Below are 17,798 nucleotides of genomic sequence, written 5' to 3' on the forward strand. Positions count from 1 at the left end.
GCTTTCGGCCCGGCACCGAACCCGTCCGTTTCGTCCGCCAGGTGCACGAGATCGGACGATAACCCGGCCTGCGCAAGAACGGACGATCGCATCCCGGATGCCGAAACCATCAGCGCCGGGTGAGTTTCATGGTCTGAGCACTACAACACGTTTCACTTACACAAAGCTTTGAGATGTGGATCGCCAGGCGATGCCGGGCTCTACGTTGACGTTCGGAACGCTTCATGGTAGCGGCGGGGCACGAAATACTCGATCCCGAAGGATTTGAGAGGAGCAACTATGGCCGATCCTACACAGCTAGAAAATACGATCCGTAACCGGCTTACCGAGGTTTTCTCGAGCCAGGCCGGAGATGGTGAGATTCCCGCCCTGACCGACGGCACGGTGCTGCTGGAGACCGGCCTCGATTCCCTAGGCTTTGCGATCCTTGTGACACAGCTTGAGGAAGAGTTGGGTTATGATCCGTTCAGTCTGGCGACGGAAGCTTACTATCCCACCACTTTCCGCCAGTTCGTCGATTTTTACGCAGCCCATCAGCCGGCATGAACCTGCTCGATCATCTTCAGCTTGCTGATCCGCTCGGGCTGGCACTGGCAACCGAGGCTAGCAGTCTGCAGTTTCAGGATCTGATTGCAGAAGCCGAAGGATTGCGCGCCGCTCTGGGCGAGGTGCGGGGCATACGGCTGTTTCTGAACATCGCTGACCCGGTAGCCGCCGTCATCGCGCTGGCGGCTCTGGATGGCGTGGCCGGGGCCCTTATTCTCTCTTCGCCTACGCTTGATGCGGCGACGGTGGCGGTGCTTGCCGCACGTGCAGAGGCGGATGCGATTCTGTCGGACCGGAACGACCTGTTAGAGGAGATACCGGTTGTTCATCGGGTCGCGGACCTGGCCTTGGTACCGGTATCGCGGGTTTTCGGCGGCGCGACCGATTGGGTGATGACCACCTCCGGTACGACCGGTCGCCCGAAGCTGGTGGCGCATGGACTGGACAGCTTGACGCGTACTACCAAGCAAGACCAGTTGCGGGGGCGCGCTCAGGTCTGGGGACTGCTTTACGACTATACGAGGTTCGCGGGTCTTCAGGTCATGCTGCAGAGCTTGCTCTCGGGCGCGGTGCTTGGAGTGCCCTCGGCCGATCTGTCGCTTGAGGGCCGAATCGCGTTTCTCGCCGGGATGGGGGTAACGCATCTCTCCGCAACTCCGACCTTCTGGCGCAAGGTTTTGATGACGCCGGGAGCAGAACGGTTGGCGTTGCGGCAGATCACACTGGGCGGTGAGATCGCCGATGATACCATCCTGTCGGCCCTGACACGCCGGTATCCCGGCGCCCGGGTTAGCCATATCTTCGCCTCGACCGAAGCGGGTGTCGGCTTTTCGGTCACCGACGGACGGGCTGGGTTTCCGGTCATTTTTCTGGACGAGCCGCCGCTAGGTATCGGTCTGCAAATCCGGGACGGCCGTCTTTTTATCCGCAATGAACGCGTGGCCAGCCATTATCTGGGCGGTGAAGGTGAGCTTGCCTGTGACGGATGGGTCGATACCGGGGATCAGGTTCGCGTTAACGATCAGCGGGTGCTGTTTTTGGGCCGCAGCAACGGGGTGATCAATGTTGGTGGCGACAAAGTGCATCCCGAAGAGGTTGAGGCGGTCATCTTATCCCATCCCGCCGTCGAGATGGTTCGCGTCTATGCCAAAAAAAACCCGATTGTTGGGGCATTGGTCGCCACAGACATCATGCCCAGGCCCGGCTGTTCCGATCACGCAGCCCTGCGCGAAGAATTGAAGCATTGGCTGGCAACCCGTCTGGAGCGGCACAAGGTTCCGGCATTCATCCGTATTGTGGAAGAGTTTGAAACCAACGCTGCCGGCAAGCTCAAGAGGGGCGAATAAATCATGAAGAACGTCATCGTTACCGGTGCGACACGCGGTCTTGGCCTTGCCATCTGTGCCCGTCTTCTTGCCGTGCCGGACTATCGCATCATCGCCATCGGCCGTTCGCCTTCGGAAGAGTTTTCCGCGCTTTGTGTGGAACATGCCGAAAACTTGATTTTCCGGCCCTATGATCTGGCTGATCTGGCTGGAATCGCAGCGCTGGTTCAGTCCATCACGCGGGAATTCGGTCCGCTTTATGCATTGGTCAACAATGCGGCGGTCGGGCTGGACGGGCTGTTGGCGACACAGCACGCCTCGGAAATCTCGCGGGCGTTGCGTGTCAATCTGGAATCGCCGATCCTGTTGACCAAATATGCTTGCCGGACGATGCTGACCCGGGGCGAGGGGCGTATTGTCAATGTCTCGTCGATTATTGCGTCGACCGGATTCAATGGTCTGTCGGTTTATGCTGCCAGCAAGGCCGGGCTGGAAGGTTTCACCCGCTCACTGTCGCGCGAGCTTGGCCGTGCCAAGATCACTGTGAACTGTGTGGCGCCGGGCTATATGGAAACCGATATGACAGCCGGATTGCAGGGAGAGAAGCTAAATTCGATTCGTCGGCGCGCGCCTCTGGGCTTGCCGCGCCCGGCGGATGTCGCGGGAGCCGTCGCCTATCTTCTTTCCTCCGAAGCTTCGATGGCGACAGGGACAGTTATTACCGTCGATGGCGGAAGCACAGCCTGATGGGGGCAGTCCGTACCCGCCTGGCCGAAAGCCGTGATCGCGATGCCCTGATCGAATTCATCCGCGACCACTGGTCGGCGCGCCATGTTTTTGTCTCTGACCCCGATGTTTTTGACTGGCAATATCGCCAGGCTGACGGTCGTATCAATATGATGATGGCCGAGGATGTCGCCGAGGACGGTCATGCGACCGTTCTGGGAGTGTTGGGATTTATCCCGACGGGGCGCTTCGATCCCGATCTGGGCGACGCCGATATCCTGCTAGCATTGTGGAAGGTGCGCGAGGATATTGCTCCGCCCGGACTGGGGCTGCGGTTGCTGAAAGCCATACAGGCGCAATTGAAACCACGCATGATCGGTGCCATCGGCATCACGGATGCCGTCGGGCCGATCTACCGGGCGCTTGGATATACCTTGGACCGTCTGTCGCAGGCCGCCATCGTGAACCCCGCCTTCAAAGGGCGGACGCGTCTGGCGCAGGGTGTCCCCGAGGCGGCCTTTGCTAAAGGTGCGGTGGATACGACCCGTAGCCTGTGCAAGCTGGATCCACAGCGTGATTCCGATGTGGTCGCGGTACTTGCAGGCAGGTGCTGCCCACAGAAATCCTGGGCCTATATCCGAGAGCGCTACATCGATCATCCCTGGTATGACTACGATCTTCGCTTCGTCCTGCATGACGGACGGCCCGAGGCTTTGCTGGTTTGGCGCTCCGTCGAGGCCGAGGGCGCGCGCATCCTGCGTATCGTCGATTCGATCGGCAGCACGGGGTGGCTGCCTTCGGGAACAGCGCTGCTGCGGCCTGTTTTGACTGAAGCGGCTGCGGAATATATCGACATCATGGGCTGCGGGCTTTCGGCTGAAAATCTTCAGGCCGGAGGATTCATCAGCCCGGAATGGTGCGACGGTCTGATCCTGCCCAATTATTTTGCACCGTTCGAGGCCAAAAATATCCGCATCGCGCTGTCTTGGAAGCGTTTTGACGGTGCTGCCGGGGCGGATGCGATGTGTCTGTTTCGGGCAGATTCTGATCAGGATCGGCCCAACCAGCCCCTGCCGCGACGAACCGCAGGGTCCGGACAGGCCGCAGTCTGACGGACCGGCGACCTCAAGACAATCCGGGTCGATAGCGGCAGAGTTCATCTCTCGCGACCTGGATCCTGAATCTACGCCAACAGCGTCACCCTCGGCGTCTTACGTCCGCGGTCGACGATGGCTTCGAAGCCGTTCGCCTTTGGTCCAGGGTTTGGTTTCGGAGTGGTCGTTTAGCCAAAGAGAGGCGGGACTTTCCCATGAATGAAATTTTCTCTTCTCAAGTTGTTTCTTATCAACTAAGGATAACTACCTTATCGCCCGTCCGACCATCGCCATACGGATGCTCTTTTTATGCGCCTTAAGCTTTTGTGATCTGTAGATCCCATAACTCCGGTTATTGAATAGAGCCGCCCCTTTCGTGGATTTCGTATCTCCACCGGCATCAAGGACTTACTCTCCCGAGACACAAACCTCAAACAGTTCACAGTTCGACGACAATAAAAAGGTCTCTAAATATATATTATGATGAAGGTATTGACTGTTTTTGGAACGCGCCCGGAAGCCATAAAAATGGCCCCCTTGGTCCTAGGATTACAGCACGACGACCGATTTGAGAGTGTTGTATGTATCACCGCTCAACATCGTGAAATGTTGGATCAAGTTATCAATCTTTTCGGCATCGTGCCGGATTATGACCTGAATGTCATGCGCGACAAGCAGGATCTGCATAGCCTGACCGCAACAATGGTCCAAGGTTTGCGGTCTGTTATCAGCGAAACCTCCCCTGACATCGTTCTGGTGCATGGGGATACGACGACGACTTTGGCGACGTCGCTGGCAGCTTACTATTCAGGCAAGCCGATTGGTCACGTGGAAGCCGGCTTACGGACCGGCGATATCTACTCGCCCTGGCCCGAAGAAGGGAACCGTCGTGTTGTCGGCGCGCTTGCCACTTTGCATTTTGCGCCCACTGCGGGCGCGCGTGAAAACCTGTTGCGCGAAAACATTCCGAGTGACCGTATTGTCGTGACCGGGAACACCGTCATCGACGCCTTGGCCGAGGTATCCGAGCGATTGCTTGGGGACCCGCAGCTTAATGAAAGCCTGCGCAGTAAGTTCCCGTTCTTTGCGCCGCACCGAAAGATTGTTCTGGTGACCGGCCATCGGCGGGAGAGTTTTGGTTCGGGCTTTGATCGCATCTGCCTTGCCCTTCGCGAGCTTGCTACCAGCTTCGGTGAGGTGGACTTCGTCTATCCGATGCACCTTAATCCGCAAGTTCGGGAACCGGTCACGCGAATTCTGGGGGCGGCGTCTAACGTGCATCTGATCGAGCCGTTGGACTACCTGCCTTTTGTCTGGTTGATGAACCATTCTCACATCATACTGACGGACTCTGGCGGCATTCAGGAAGAAGCTCCTTCCTTGGGTAAGCCGGTATTGCTGATGCGCGATACTACGGAGCGCCCTGAAGCGGTCGATGCTGGAACGGTGCGCCTTGTCGGCACCGACAAAGATCTTATCGTAAAATGGGTTTCGACGCTTTTGAATGATGAGGCTGAGTATCAGGCGATGAGCCGCGCTCATAACCCCTATGGCGACGGGAAATCCGTTGCTCGGATATTGGAAGCACTGCAGGAATTTGGAGTAAATCGATGAAAGCGTTCAATTCCGTTTGTATCGTCGGCCTTGGCTACATAGGCCTGCCCACTGCCGTTGTGTTTGCTCTGCGCGCCATAAACGTCGTTGGGCTTGATGTTAATGCAAGAGCCGTTGAAAAGATAAATTCCGGCGAGCCGCATATCGTTGAACCTGGCTTGGCTGACGCTCTCAGGCGATCGGTTGATGCCGGCTATCTGCGCGCGACAACAACGCCGGAACCTGCCGATGCCTTTCTGATTGCGGTCCCAACACCGTTTCGCGCGGGGATCGAGACACACGACCCAGACTTGTCTTACGTAGAAGCCGCCAGCCGGTCGATTGCCCCGGTGCTAAAAAAAGGCGACCTAGTTGTGCTTGAATCGACCAGCCCGGTTGGGGCAACTGAGGAAATGGCTGCGTGGCTTGCTCAGGAGCGCCCGGATTTGACTTTCCCTCAGAAAAACGGGGGACATTCGGACATTCGGATAGCGCATTGCCCTGAGCGAATTCTTCCCGGGCATGCCCTCACCGAACTGGTATCCAATGACCGCATCATTGGGGGAATGACCAAGGAATGCTCCGCTCGTGCCCGGGAGCTTTATAAAATGGTCGTTGAGGGGGAATGCATCGAAACAGACTGCCGAACCGCCGAATTGGCAAAGCTGACCGAAAATAGCTTCCGTGATGTCAATATTGCGTTTGCCAACGAATTGTCGCTGATCTGCGATCGTCTCGGAATTAATGTATGGGAACTGATCAAGCTGGCGAACCGGCATCCGCGCGTCAATATCTTGCAGCCGGGTCCAGGCGTCGGTGGACATTGTATCGCCGTCGACCCCTGGTTCATCGTCAGCCAAGCTCCAGACGAGGCGAAAATAATACGAACTGCACGAGAGGTAAATGACGGCAAGCCCGAATGGGTGGTGGCCAAAATTCACCAAGCTGTCGCTGATTATATCGAGACGCATTCCGAGCAGCCGCGTATCGGATGCTTCGGCCTATCGTTCAAGCCAAATATCGACGATATCCGTGAAAGCCCTGCGCTTCGGATTGTTGAAAGTCTGGCGCGCCTTTATCCCGGACAAATTGACGTCATCGAGCCACACTTGCATGAGTTGCCTGCCGGCATCAAAACACAGGCAAACCTGGTGCGCTCTGTACAGGCCCTACAATCCTGCAGGATTCTGGTGATGCTTGTCGACCACGATGATTTCAAGGCCATGCCGGTACCGCTTGCGAGCGATTATACGATTATCGACACGAAGGGGGTTTGGTTGAACCGTCCAGCGTAAGTACATTCTTTCCAAAATTATGCTGCAGGTACGGAATGTTACAACGCTGTGCGTCATACATGACGCACAGCGTTGTAGGCTTTGATTGACGGGGCAGCAGAATGAGGGCGCGAAGATCAACGGAAGAGCTTTGGGCATATCTGCCGGCTTATACCGGCAGATAATTTGAATCCGAGAGGATCTGATGCGCAGAGCCCAAGTGTTTCAACCGGTCAGGGAAATGCTAACTCCCGCTCGCCACTTTCGGCTTCCTGAAGCGCGCTTTTACTGGCAACACTGCTGATGAAGGCTGGGTGGCATCTTCTTTCACCAGCATTTCCTCAATTGTATCAATCGATTCTATGACAGAATACTCGGCATGTGTGCCGGAAGCGGTCGTACGAATAGTCGCCAGCCCGCCACGTTCATAGACGCCCACGATTTGATCGACATTGATGAACAGGGTGCGGCCGTCACCGCTACGGTTGACATGGATGAATGCCGCGCCGCAAGCTGAGAGTTGACTGACAACTTCTTCGATCGGTTTCGCTACGACAAAATTGATATTTTCGCCGCCTGCGGTCGTACGGACGACCGTTTGCTGCTCTTCTGTTTGTTGTTGTGCTTCGAAAATAATCACAACATGGTCGCTGTTCAAAAGCAGAGAGCCTTTTCCCTCGGGGCGAGTGAATTTCGTAAACATGATCTCATTTCCTATTCGTCATATCACGACCATGCAATTTGAGTAGTGGAGCGGAACCGGACGACGCCCAAATCTTGCTTCTGAAACTCGAATGCATGCCGCTCAGGTTTGATATCGTTGGTGAAATTTCGTACTCAAGACTTTAAGAGCGCAATATCGTCCTTATAATGGCAGGTCTAAATTTTATCGTTTTATAATATTGACGTGTCTAAAATATGTGAATGATCATCGCAACCCTGAATTTTCAATATCGTTTCATCTGGTACAGCTGATGAGAAGCATCGCGAGTGGTTGAGCGAGTACGACGAATCATCAATCGCAATGGTCAGGGGAAAATTAAATGGTAGCCGCTCTACGCCAGAATAGTTCCTTAAACCGGAATCGGTTTAAGGATGAAATTATGCGGCGAGTATAAAGCGTTGCAGCGAACCCTAGTGCGTTTCGTATGACGCACGGCGCAGTTAAAGTCTGGCAGCAGAGATGAAGGAGGCTGCTTACCGACAGGGGCCCGGAACAGCGGATGGTATTGCTGTGCCACGCGACGCCTGAATTTTATGCTGTGCGTTTCAGGCCTTAATTTTCGTCGACGTGGTTTTCGGCATTGTCCGACGTGACGAGCTCCACGTTCTGAATGGTGTGGAATGTTTCTATGTTGAAGCGGATCTGATACTGGTCCATCCACCCGCCGAGCAAGTCCCGGAATGCCACTGCGAGATGGGCTTTCTGCGCGGGGGTAATCTCTACCCCATCACTGTCAAATGGTTTTGCAGCCGTTCCGAGATCGCCATTGATCTCAACAAACAGGGCGAGCAGTTGATCAGCCTCGGGAAAGACAAAGGGGGGCTTCTTTCCCTCCATGACCCAGAAGTTCCGTTCGGGATCGGTCATCGCCCGTCCAGCTGCGACGGCGTCCTCCCGTGTGGGATATGGACCCTGATAATGCCCTTCTTTCTCGTAGTAGAACCAGCCGTACATCTGGGGTCCCCGGCCAACTGTCTCACATGACGCGATAGCGAGCTGTGAAACTGAAGCTGTTGTTGTTGGTTTTCTGAGCCAGCCAACGGAGGCGTAGCATTGTGCCATTTGCCGCGACAGAACCGGCAATATTCAAGCCGGCAGTTGCTGCGATGAGCGAACCTGAGGCATCCTGGGGCTGGGTGAACATAGAGGGCACTGGCACTGGCATGTCGATTTCGCAGTTTCCGGCTGCCGCCGCTGTCGCCGTCAACCTGCCATAAACCTCGATCAAATCGTCATCGATATAGAGCCAGTCGAGCGCTGGTGCCTTAACGCTCGCGACGTTGACGACAGCAATTGGTTTTGGTGAATAGCTCTGCCGCTTGCCGACGAGAATAACCGGCGAGCCAGCTGTCCACGGGGTATTGCTGCCTTCCTTTGACAGGTTAACCGCGCGGATGCGGTTACTGCCATAATTGCTACCGATAACTCCCTGCAGCGTGTCGCTACCCAAGAGTTTCGCATTGATGACCTCGATATCGGAATTCTGGGAGCCGAAGCTGAACGCGCGCGAACTGTCCGGCGAAGCAAAACCCACATCATGAAAGGTGATGTCAGAAAATGCCACTCCTTCGAGGCAAGCCGAGGTGTCGCGGATCGCGTGCTCGTGGCAATTCGACAGCACCATGTTTGAAAATCTGCCGCCAGTGAAACGCCCGGTGGTCAACTTGATCAGGTTTTGGGGCGTTCTCACACCGCCCTTGGCGTTACCGCCGCCGGTAATGCCAGATACGTTGAAATCACGGCCGCCGGTGAGCTCAAGGATTTCTGTTGCCGAAACCGTCGAGGTGGAATTGGTGATAGAGCCGTGCTTTCCGAGATGGCCGTAGAAGATGCGACGGCCGATATCGAGAACGATATCGTTAATTTTCAGGCCGACGATCTTGTCGGCGTTCGGTCCGACATTGGCGACAGCGGCGTAGTTCAGTGAATGGAAGCGCGTGTCCGAAACCGCGATGCCACGGAAGGCCATCGCGTCGTCGTAGGCGTCATGCCCGGACGTGTCGCTGGGGCTATAATCGCCAAGGTCCGGCCAGTCGAGGCCGATGCCGATATGGCATGAGGTGAAGTGATTGGTATGCGCTGCAAGGCCCCGGCCCTTGTGATAGACGCCTTGATAGAAGCCAGAGAAACGGCAGCGGCTGATCGTTACATCAACGTCCATCGTTTGGCCCATACCCTTGTCGCTGTGCAGGCCGTCCTTCCGGTTGGCCCAGTTCGCCTTGTTCGGTTGCCCAGATATCAGCGACAGGTTGAAGAGTTTGAATTCCTGAGAAGAGTTCCGGATGGCCGGCTCGCTACCACCATCCTGGCACCGAATGGTGGTATCCCAGTAGGACCGGCCGTTGAAGGAGATGCCGAGAATCTCGTTTGGGATGACAAGCTGGGAGATATTGTAGATGCCGCGCTCCCACGTCAGGGCACGAGATCGGGGCGGATAGTACTCCATCCAATAGATTGCGTCCTGCAGTGCGGCGCTGTCGTCGGCGCTACCGTCGCCCTTTGCCTTGAAAGCATCGCGAACGCTCGGCTCGTCGCCTTTCAGCCGACGATACCAGGCGCCTCGCGTGAGCGGTTTTTCCGCATCCCTTACAACCACATGCTCGTTAGGGTCTAGCCGGGCGGTCGTCGTGCTATCAATGTCTTTCCAGTCGAAGCCAGTGTCGTCGGGAAGGAACGCCAGCTTGGTGACATCGGTGTTCAACGTCTTCAATGCCGGGATGTCGGGCACGCGCCGGATATTGGCGCTTGCCGCCGCTGCTCGAGCCGCTTCCGCCGCTTCCTGCACTTGGTCGATGGAAATTTCGGCGTTCGGTTTGTCTCCGGGAACAGCTACGCTATCGCCTTGCCTGTTGGAAAGGGCAAGAGCCGGATCGGAGAGGCTTAGGTGAGCAGCACCCGTGGTTCCGGCGATAAGTGCCCCGGCGCGTAGGAAAGAACGGCGGTCCATGCGAACTCCCGAAACTGAAGAATCCCTGTCAACGCAAACTGCCGCCCATTTCAAGGGTGAACAAGCTTGCTCCGTATACGATGCTCTAGCTTGGGAGCGACCTGGCCGATCCAGCAACAGCATATTACCGGCCAGACCTCTTTAGTCTAAAACCATCAAGCGAATCTCAGAGACTAGATATTAGGCATCTGCGGTAAAATTGAGATGCTTCCAACCGGGGCAAATGGAGCTGGAATTTTCCGAGGCAAAGGTTCATTTCGACAGTTTGGCCGACGAGTGAGCACGCCATTCTACTCGATGAGCGTGCTTTCCCGCTGTTCTGCGGCTAAGTCCGCCTTAAACGCTTCGAGGTGTTTTACAAACCGGTCGATGTTTTCGACGCAGGAGTAAAGGTCAAAGCGATAGCACTCGTAATTCTGGAGTTTCGTGTAGAAATCGAAGTCTGTGGGGTGCATTTCACGGAATTCGCTTTCATATATCTCGATCGTCATATTCCCCTCTACCTTCTTCCACAGAGGGTAGAGCGTGTTGTGCAACCACACCGGCATGCCGATATGCATAATGTTAGAGCCGACGACGCGCTTTGCCAGCTGAGACTCTCCGTACTTCGATTTTTCGGGATAGAACATGTAAACGAAGACATTGTCCTTGTTGACGAGACCGCGGGCTTCACACCGGCGAATTGCCTTCGGTGTATATTGTTCCGATTCCCAAAACGATACCAGCGATCCTGGGGCACGATCTTCAATGTTCCTTCGAATGTAGACCTCCCTGTCCACAGTCGTGTAGGCCGAAAATAGAAACAGATTGAAAGTAACTTTCGGAAATTTCCGGATCAGCTCTTTTGTAAGAACTATAGCTCCAGAGCAGGACTTGCTGGTCCCGATGAAATTGAGGCGCTTGATACTGTGCTTATCGATGATGCTGGAGAGGAATTCAGTATTGAGCGCGATGTTGCTGAAGTACCATCCTCCAACCATTTTGACGTTGTCTCTACGATATCCGCGCAAGATATGCTTGCCGTGACCGAGAATAACATCAACTTCTCCGTTGTCGTTATTGATCTCGACCGCAAACTTCTCGCTCATATCTTTTCCCTCTTCACGGCAAACTTTCACAGAAGTCCGCCTTTCGCATACATAGATTCTAGGAGCATGAAATCTTCTGGGGTGTCAACATTGATGCCACGGCCCATCACGTAAGGGATGGTCTTCGCAGGCAGAAACGTCTTGTACTGCAGCAGTGCGGCTGTCCGCACAACATACAACGCTCCGTTCAACAGATAAGCCGGCGGCAGTGCCTGACGAGGAATCTCTGAGGACGTGCCTTCGATGAAAGGCTTGATGAAACCGTCGTCCCCTATTGCTTTCAGCTTGTGGGGGTGAGGCTCTTCCAGGCGCGCGACCGACACAGCGGCATTCGCCTGGTTCTCGCCGATCTTGGCAATCATGGTGTCGATATCGCGCGCATGTCTGACCGGGGATGTCGGTTGCAGGAGGACGACGTAATCATAACGCTCACCGAGCCGATCCAGAAGATCCAGTACGACATCCACGGTCTTGGCGCTATCGCTTGCCAAATGCGTCGGGCGCAGCCCTGCGGATTTGGCGCCGGCTGCGATACCGATGCTTTCATACGTTTCGCTGTCGGTCGATACGTAGATATCGGATATGGTCGGACAATCCTTCGCCACACGCACTGCCCATTCGAGCAGGGTAATGCCACCGATTTTTGCAATATTCTTGTTCGGAAACCCCTTGGATCCCGCACGGGCCGGAACGATCGCCAATACCTTCAAATGCAATACTCCGTGCTGCCGGATTTTCCCCCAGGAGCGTCATTGGTATCCACGCGCTTCAGCAGGAAGGGTGTTTCCAGATCGGAGATCTCGTTGATGCCCCTGAACATGGTCAAGCCGAAAGAAAAGCCATAGCTCGCTGAAATATCCGCAACGGTTTGCGAAACGGCCTTGGGGCCGCCGAACGGGTAGGAAATGGAGTGGAAAGTCTGCGTACCGCTCTGCTCTTGCAAAAAGTCCAGGCACGCCTCTGTATCCTGGCGAATGGCTTTCTCGCTCAAGGTTGCCAGTGGCAGATGGGCATCGCTGTGCGCGCCGAGATAGTTAAGGGAACTGAGCTTTCTGAGATCGTTCCCGTCCATGTAGAGGCTTTTTGAGTAGGCTGCTTCATCCGCGATCTCGGCAAAAAGCATTCCTACGATACGATCCTTCTCCTCTGCGGTGAGAATGAAGTTCAGCAGATACTTCAGGCGCTTGGATTGCGGCGGATCGTAGCGATAGAGGCTGTCGATGTTTTCCGGATAGGTCACGGCGGACAAATCCATTCGCTGACCGATGAAGTCATAAAGCTGGGTATCCGAGACAACCGACCGAATATGGTGCAGCTTGTGTACGTCGGCGACCGTATGGTCCCGGATAGGGGCCGTCGTCACGTAAAAGGCAGCAGGCACCCCTTTGCGCTCCAGCAACTCAAGGGCAGTCATCTGCTCCTTCAGGCCGTCATCGAATGTCAGCAGGCAGAAATTGCCCTCTCGCGGATTGCCGGCTACCATTGTAGCGAGTTCCCTGGGGGCAATGAATTGATAATGGCGTGACAAGGCATCGACCTGGTCCGTCAGTTCGCGAAACGTCCGAGGATATATTCCCCCCGCATAGGCTTCGTCGCGGATGTAATGGAAATTAACGATCAGCAGTTTCATGCAGAGCTCTCCCTATCTTTTCCAAATAGGTTGGGTTGGGTCTGTCCAAGTCACAATCGGCCTTCGTGATATGCAGGCTATTGATGTCCAGGCCGCCTCGCCGAACGTCCTCGTGAAGATAACTGATCAGTGAATAGGATTTGGAGGATTTCACTTCCAGCGGGTGGTAGAGGTAAGCAAGATCAATGAAATCGCGCAAGTCGAGGCAAGGTATGAAGCCAGCCCTGGTTAAGGCGGCGTTCAACGCGCCGTTGCTGGAAAAAAAGTCAATGAAGTCGATCTCTTGATCACGCGCAAAATTATCCAGCGTGCTCACAAAGGAGTTTGTGGGTAATATGGTGTATAGAATGTCCGTCAGAATCATGATCCTGACGCTGCCAACATCCTCGATACGGTAAATTAGCGTCGTGTCTTGGCCGACAAGTAGCGCATGGTATTGATAGATCGGGTGGTTCTTATAGCGCCAAATAAGATTACCGGATGAGCGATCGAACCGATCGGGCCAGATCCCATCGATTTCGGCGAAATCGATGGGCAAAAGCGATTGCGATGCTTCCTGACGGGCAGTCGGCATCTTGTACACTTTCGAAATGACCGTATCGATGGTCCCGAGCGCTGCTACTTTGTCAAAGTCGTAGATCCTCATGAGTCGCGGTACTTCGCGGATGAAGTTGAAGCCCATCCGGATATAAGCACGTACGGCGTCATTGGTTATATTGGCGCCATACGCAATGTCGAAATTCTTTTTGATAAGATCCAGCATTGCTTTCGCAATGCCGGTGCCCCGGCATTCCTCTTTGACGATCCATGTTGTCAGCTCGGCGCCTTTCAGCACCTCGCCGCCGGCGTTGAATGCCCGTTTGTTCAGCCCAAGGAAGCCGACAATCTCGCCACCCAATAGAGCGATGACGCAATGGTCCTTGCCCTCACCAGCGATAGGGTCGATGAATTGCCACCGATAAAAATGCTGGTCTGACAAGATTGTCGGCCGTAGCCAGTTCGTCCCGATGAAATCCATGATCCTCTCGACTGAAAGGTCGAGGTTGCATGCGAAGTCGACAATTGCGTGACGAGACATGGCCATCCTGCTTGCGATCAATAGGCCAGCGTCTTGTGGAATTTCAGAACGAAATTGGCCAAGGCATCGGCCGCCTTCTTTCCGGCGTGGCCGTCGCCGTAGATCGGTTCGGACGCGTAGTGGCCGTGTGCGATCTGCTTGAGGATCTGTGCCTTGATTTCGTCGGCATCGTGTCCGCAATCAACGACATTCTGTCCGCGTTCACGCGAAGTCTGACGGGAGCCGATGTTGACGACCGGGACCCCGAGGAAAGCGCATTCGCGGATGCCGACGCTCGAATTACCGATCAGGCATGCCGAATTTTTGACGAGGCGAAGGAAGTCTTCCGGTTCCATATTCTTGAAGAAGCGGGTCTTGTGAAGATCGTACTCTTCGCGGTGATGGCGCAGGCCGCTTGAGATGCTTTCTCCCCCAAGGTCCGCGTTCGGCCAAAACCAGAAGGTCGGCATATCCAAAGCATTCACCGCCCTGATGGTTTCCTCGATCTGCTTTCGCGCATGTGTGTCTTCGGTGGTCACAGCGTGTTGCATAACCACAATATACTGGCCCTTTGGGGCGATCTCCGCGCCGACGCCACCATATTTCTGAGTGGGATCGAAATCGATTGCCGGGCTCTCAATGACCGCGCGGGCAATATCCATCGAGGGGCAGCCCGTATTCAGGATGGACGCGGCATGCTCACCCATCTTCAATACACGCTGCTTTGCCAATTCGCTGGCAACCAGATGAAGATCCGCGAATTTGGTGTTGGCGTGCCGTACCTTTTCGTCGATGCTACCGGTCACCTCGCCGCCCTGAATGTGGGCAAGCGGAATGTTCTGATAGGAAGCGGCGATCGACGTAGCGATGGTTTCAAATCGGTCCGCGATCGTCACTACGATATCGGGTTTGAGGTTCTGGAAGGCTGTGGCCAGCTCCATGATGGCGAGGCCGGTTGTCTTGGCCATCGAAGTTGGTGCGGCACCGGACAGAAGATTGTAGATTCGTTCGGATATGACGAATCCGTCTTTTTCCGCGATCGGTCCCACGTCGCCGTACTTGTCCAGCAGCGCCGATCCAGCAAGCACGAGTTGAAGCTCGAGGCTTTCGTGCATCTGAATGGCATGGAGCATTGTTCTAACACGCGCGTAACTCGGCCGAGCCGTAACAACCACGCAAATCTTTCTCTTAGTCACTTACATCACCTTCCTGCAAAAAACTCCAACGATCCAGATTGCGGTTGAGCCTTTTGCCCACGACGCGCTGGTATTCCTTCGCTGGTATTCCATGGCCTGCGGGTTTCTTCGCCTCCAGATCATCAAAGGACAGAATGGAGCCCGCCCTCATATCCTGGTTGACGGCAAGCGATTTGCCGAACACCTTCCTCAACGCCTCAAACTTCGAGCTGTCGGCTTTCTCAGTGCCTTGTCCCATCGCCGCTTCGATGAAGCGAACCCCCTCGGCAAGGCGCCTGACATCGTCAACACAAAGTGAAGACGTGCTATCCGGGCCGAACATTCTCTTATCAAAGGTGATATGAAACTCCAAGACAGACGCGCCCAGCGCTGCGGCAGCAAGGCAAGGATAGATAACGCCGGAATGGTCCGACAATCCAACCGGCACGTCGTATCTTTTCTGGAGTACGTCCATGACCCGCAATCCGACATCCTCAGCCTTGGTAGGGTAGCTCGTGCAGCATTGCAGGACGGTCAGTTTGTTTCCAAAGGGCCGGAGGAAATTCACGGCGCTATCGAGTTCGGCGAGATCGCTCATTCCGCTCGACAGGATGATCTCCTTGCCGGTGCGTGCGATCTTCTCGAGCATGAGGAAATTGGAAACTTCGCCGGAGCCGATCTTGTATTTTGCGACTCCCACTTCTTCCAGAAGATCGACAGCGGCATTGGAAAAGGGCGAACTGATGAAATCGAGCCCCGCCTTGTCGCAGTGCGTCTTGATCCCGCGCCATTGTTCGAGCGTGAATTCCATTCTCTTCCAGTAGTCGTAGCGCGTGTCGTCTTCGTAGCTGAAGCGCGTGCGGAACGGCTCGTGAGTGCTGCTTTCAGCTTCTGCAATATGGGTCTGGAACTTGATTGCGTTGACACCACTGCCCACCAGCGCGTCGATAAAGGAATGCGCGATGCCAAGACTGCCATCATGGGCCTGTCCGACCTCCGCGATTAAATAACACCCCATAGCACTCAACCGACCATCCTTTCAGGTTCATTCTCCGAGCCATCCGCAAGGAGGCTTTGGAATATGGTTTTGATATCCGTCTTCGCATAGGAGCCCGTTCTGGACTCGCGAACGGTGAAATCCAGTGCTGCCGCCTTGGAAAATAAGGAAGCCGCGTTCTTGATATGGAAAAAGCTGCCGTTGTCGACTTCCTGCTTATAGTTCTTATAGCCCTTGTCGCCGAAAACGAAATTGTAGAGGCCGGCATAGTCGGCTTCGATCGCCACGGTCGATCCTTCGGATACCGTAATATCGGTATGCTTGAACAACTGGGCCAGAACGATCTGGTCGAAATAGGGATCGAGCAGCACATTATCATGTCGTGCTGGGCCAAAATCTTCCGGCTTGAATCTGTTCCCCTTCGGATGGTGGCGCACAATCCACAAATAGTTGGCAGGAGACCGACGTATCAGTTCCTTGTATATTGGGGGAACACTGTCTTGGTTCTGCAGAATAAGCAGGACTTTGACACGGTAGCGGGAAAATTTCTCCCTGTATTCCTCTTGTAGAGGTGGTGTGAGCTCAAGCTGACGTGCCAACCAGGGAAAGCCTGTGACAACAGGCGCGTGTTTGGCACCCTTGAAAACTTTTCTGATCGATTCTGCTTCCTTTTCACCCCAGACAAAAAAGGTATCGACGACGGCCTGATACCCTTCAGGTGGCATTTCCTCCCAATCATTGTACAGAGGATTGTAACCGACCTGAATGCCGTGCTGTATGTCTACTGTTTTTATGCCCAAATGGTGCGCAGCAGAAATCAGCGGTGCCTGGAAGTGGAAGCCGTTCAGCAACAGAACCCGCGGATTTATTCTCCGCAAGATGTCGATATAATAATCCCGCGTATGCATTTCCCAGTTTATAAACTTGCGAAAAACTGAGTGTGTATGCTGCACCGATGGGATTCTGCGGTTAAGTCGCTTCAGGAGACCAACAGGGTAATCCATCCGCAAATGATCTTCGCGCGGTGAGGGGATGGGGCTCATCACATGCTGAACCTTGTGATAATACTTGTGGGAGCGCTCCAGCTGCGGAGATTTAACCCTGAGTATTTCCATCTTCAAGGCGGAGCCAACTTCACTTGCGATTTCGTAAAATGGGTCGGTCACGCGATGGTAGTATTTCCCGTCCGGTAACCGTACCTGTTCGGCTGCATTGGTGACAACCATGAATAGAAAATCGACGTTGTAGTCAGCTGGCTTGATGTCCGTGATATCCAAAGCCCGATATTTTTTCTTGAGCTGGTTACGGTCCGCAAGAGGAATGTCCGCCAAGCGACCGCGCTGCATTACCTCAGGGGGCATCGTCGCCTTGGACGTCTTGCCTCGGCCGATCGCGTAGAGCTGAACCCATAGCCGCTGCCGAAAATAGGGCCAGAGATATTCATCGCCCAGTTTCAGGCTGTTGACGTCCACGACCGAAGCGAATTTGGTCAGGTCCCGGAAATAGCTCGGGAGCGTCTTTTCTGTGCTCTTCGGCTTTTTAAGGAACGGCAACCACCGTGCACGCCGGAGGATACTCATCAATTTTTTCGTGATGAATTTAATTTCTTTCATCGATCCTCC

Annotated in this window: 16 protein-coding genes; 6 read left to right on the forward strand and 10 right to left on the reverse strand. The window is 54.7% G+C overall.

Annotated features, from left to right (window positions below):
• The first annotated feature begins 279 nt into the window (after positions 1–279).
• The 6 genes from ADU59_RS27355 to wecC all read left to right on the forward strand — a co-directional run bounded on the left by ADU59_RS27355 (position 280) and on the right by wecC (position 6,579).
• Complete coding sequence (locus ADU59_RS27355; protein ID WP_068958639.1) at positions 280–546, forward strand: acyl carrier protein; 267 nt, start codon at positions 280–282, stop codon at positions 544–546.
• Entirely contained in the window at positions 543–1,892 is a 1,350-nt protein-coding gene (locus ADU59_RS27360; protein ID WP_068958641.1) for an ANL family adenylate-forming protein, read from the forward strand. Before ADU59_RS27355 ends, ADU59_RS27360 begins: the two co-directional genes overlap by 4 nt.
• Positions 1,893–1,895: 3 nt before the next feature.
• Entirely contained in the window at positions 1,896–2,618 is a 723-nt protein-coding gene (locus ADU59_RS27365) for an SDR family NAD(P)-dependent oxidoreductase (RefSeq protein ID WP_202970083.1), read from the forward strand.
• Positions 2,618–3,709: a hypothetical protein gene (locus ADU59_RS27370; RefSeq protein ID WP_068958645.1), complete on the forward strand. Its 1,092-nt coding sequence runs from the start codon at positions 2,618–2,620 to the stop codon at positions 3,707–3,709. Before ADU59_RS27365 ends, ADU59_RS27370 begins: the two co-directional genes overlap by 1 nt.
• Positions 3,710–4,171: 462 nt before the next feature.
• A complete protein-coding gene (wecB, locus tag ADU59_RS27375; RefSeq protein WP_193427109.1) occupies positions 4,172–5,305 on the forward strand; it encodes a non-hydrolyzing UDP-N-acetylglucosamine 2-epimerase in 1,134 nt (377 codons plus the stop codon).
• Positions 5,302–6,579 (forward strand): UDP-N-acetyl-D-mannosamine dehydrogenase, encoded by a 1,278-nt coding sequence (gene wecC / locus ADU59_RS27380; protein ID WP_068958647.1) that lies wholly within the window; start codon positions 5,302–5,304, stop codon positions 6,577–6,579. The genes wecB and wecC overlap by 4 nt, the downstream gene beginning before the upstream one ends.
• Before the next feature lie 223 nt (positions 6,580–6,802).
• Here the strand turns inward: wecC and ADU59_RS27385 are convergent, their stop codons facing one another.
• The 10 genes from ADU59_RS27385 to ADU59_RS27430 all read right to left on the reverse strand — a co-directional run bounded on the left by ADU59_RS27385 (position 6,803) and on the right by ADU59_RS27430 (position 17,789).
• Entirely contained in the window at positions 6,803–7,261 is a 459-nt protein-coding gene (locus ADU59_RS27385; RefSeq protein WP_068958649.1) for a hypothetical protein, read from the reverse strand.
• 573 nt (positions 7,262–7,834) lie between these two features.
• A complete protein-coding gene (locus ADU59_RS27390) occupies positions 7,835–8,236 on the reverse strand; it encodes a hypothetical protein (RefSeq protein WP_068958651.1) in 402 nt (133 codons plus the stop codon).
• 22 nt (positions 8,237–8,258) lie between these two features.
• Complete coding sequence (locus ADU59_RS27395; RefSeq protein WP_139093235.1) at positions 8,259–10,229, reverse strand: hypothetical protein; 1,971 nt, start codon at positions 10,227–10,229, stop codon at positions 8,259–8,261.
• A 290-nt stretch (positions 10,230–10,519) separates the two neighbouring features.
• Complete coding sequence (locus tag ADU59_RS27400; RefSeq protein ID WP_068958654.1) at positions 10,520–11,317, reverse strand: hypothetical protein; 798 nt, start codon at positions 11,315–11,317, stop codon at positions 10,520–10,522.
• Positions 11,318–11,343: 26 nt separating this feature from the next.
• Entirely contained in the window at positions 11,344–12,027 is a 684-nt protein-coding gene (locus ADU59_RS27405; RefSeq protein ID WP_158515772.1) for an acylneuraminate cytidylyltransferase family protein, read from the reverse strand.
• Positions 12,024–12,947 (reverse strand): polysaccharide deacetylase family protein, encoded by a 924-nt coding sequence (locus ADU59_RS27410; protein ID WP_068958658.1) that lies wholly within the window; start codon positions 12,945–12,947, stop codon positions 12,024–12,026. The genes ADU59_RS27405 and ADU59_RS27410 overlap by 4 nt, the downstream gene beginning before the upstream one ends.
• Complete coding sequence (locus ADU59_RS27415; RefSeq protein WP_158515773.1) at positions 12,928–13,965, reverse strand: GNAT family N-acetyltransferase; 1,038 nt, start codon at positions 13,963–13,965, stop codon at positions 12,928–12,930. The genes ADU59_RS27410 and ADU59_RS27415 overlap by 20 nt, the downstream gene beginning before the upstream one ends.
• Positions 13,966–14,042: 77 nt before the next feature.
• The gene (gene neuC, locus ADU59_RS27420; protein WP_068958662.1) at positions 14,043–15,200 is read right to left on the reverse strand and encodes a UDP-N-acetylglucosamine 2-epimerase; all 1,158 of its coding nucleotides are present in this window, start codon (positions 15,198–15,200) and stop codon (positions 14,043–14,045) included.
• Positions 15,193–16,197, reverse strand: a complete 1,005-nt coding sequence (locus ADU59_RS27425; RefSeq protein WP_068958664.1) for an N-acetylneuraminate synthase family protein — start codon at positions 16,195–16,197, stop codon at positions 15,193–15,195. The genes neuC and ADU59_RS27425 overlap by 8 nt, the downstream gene beginning before the upstream one ends.
• A gap of 5 nt (positions 16,198–16,202) precedes the next feature.
• Complete coding sequence (locus ADU59_RS27430) at positions 16,203–17,789, reverse strand: hypothetical protein (protein WP_068958666.1); 1,587 nt, start codon at positions 17,787–17,789, stop codon at positions 16,203–16,205.
• Between the last annotated feature and the right edge of the window lie 9 nt (positions 17,790–17,798).

Source organism: Pararhizobium polonicum (genome assembly GCF_001687365.1).
GTDB classification, from domain to species: Bacteria; Pseudomonadota; Alphaproteobacteria; order Rhizobiales; family Rhizobiaceae; genus Pararhizobium; species Pararhizobium polonicum.

What these genes read in the sequence shown, in the direction of transcription:
- ADU59_RS27355 (WP_068958639.1), top strand. Translation starts at nt 280, where the DNA reads ATGGCCGATCCTACACAGCTAGAAAATACGATCCGTAACCGGCTTACC.
- ADU59_RS27360 (WP_068958641.1), top strand. Translation starts at nt 543, where the DNA reads ATGAACCTGCTCGATCATCTTCAGCTTGCTGATCCGCTCGGGCTGGCA.
- ADU59_RS27365 (WP_202970083.1), top strand. Translation starts at nt 1,896, where the DNA reads ATGAAGAACGTCATCGTTACCGGTGCGACACGCGGTCTTGGCCTTGCC.
- ADU59_RS27370 (WP_068958645.1), top strand. Translation starts at nt 2,618, where the DNA reads ATGGGGGCAGTCCGTACCCGCCTGGCCGAAAGCCGTGATCGCGATGCC.
- wecB (WP_193427109.1), top strand. Translation starts at nt 4,172, where the DNA reads ATGATGAAGGTATTGACTGTTTTTGGAACGCGCCCGGAAGCCATAAAA.
- wecC (WP_068958647.1), top strand. Translation starts at nt 5,302, where the DNA reads ATGAAAGCGTTCAATTCCGTTTGTATCGTCGGCCTTGGCTACATAGGC.
- ADU59_RS27385 (WP_068958649.1), bottom strand. Translation starts at nt 7,261, where the DNA reads ATGTTTACGAAATTCACTCGCCCCGAGGGAAAAGGCTCTCTGCTTTTG.
- ADU59_RS27390 (WP_068958651.1), bottom strand. Translation starts at nt 8,236, where the DNA reads ATGTACGGCTGGTTCTACTACGAGAAAGAAGGGCATTATCAGGGTCCA.
- ADU59_RS27395 (WP_139093235.1), bottom strand. Translation starts at nt 10,229, where the DNA reads ATGGACCGCCGTTCTTTCCTACGCGCCGGGGCACTTATCGCCGGAACC.
- ADU59_RS27400 (WP_068958654.1), bottom strand. Translation starts at nt 11,317, where the DNA reads ATGAGCGAGAAGTTTGCGGTCGAGATCAATAACGACAACGGAGAAGTT.
- ADU59_RS27410 (WP_068958658.1), bottom strand. Translation starts at nt 12,947, where the DNA reads ATGAAACTGCTGATCGTTAATTTCCATTACATCCGCGACGAAGCCTAT.
- ADU59_RS27415 (WP_158515773.1), bottom strand. Translation starts at nt 13,965, where the DNA reads ATGGATTTCATCGGGACGAACTGGCTACGGCCGACAATCTTGTCAGAC.
- ADU59_RS27425 (WP_068958664.1), bottom strand. Translation starts at nt 16,197, where the DNA reads ATGGGGTGTTATTTAATCGCGGAGGTCGGACAGGCCCATGATGGCAGT.
- ADU59_RS27430 (WP_068958666.1), bottom strand. Translation starts at nt 17,789, where the DNA reads ATGAAAGAAATTAAATTCATCACGAAAAAATTGATGAGTATCCTCCGG.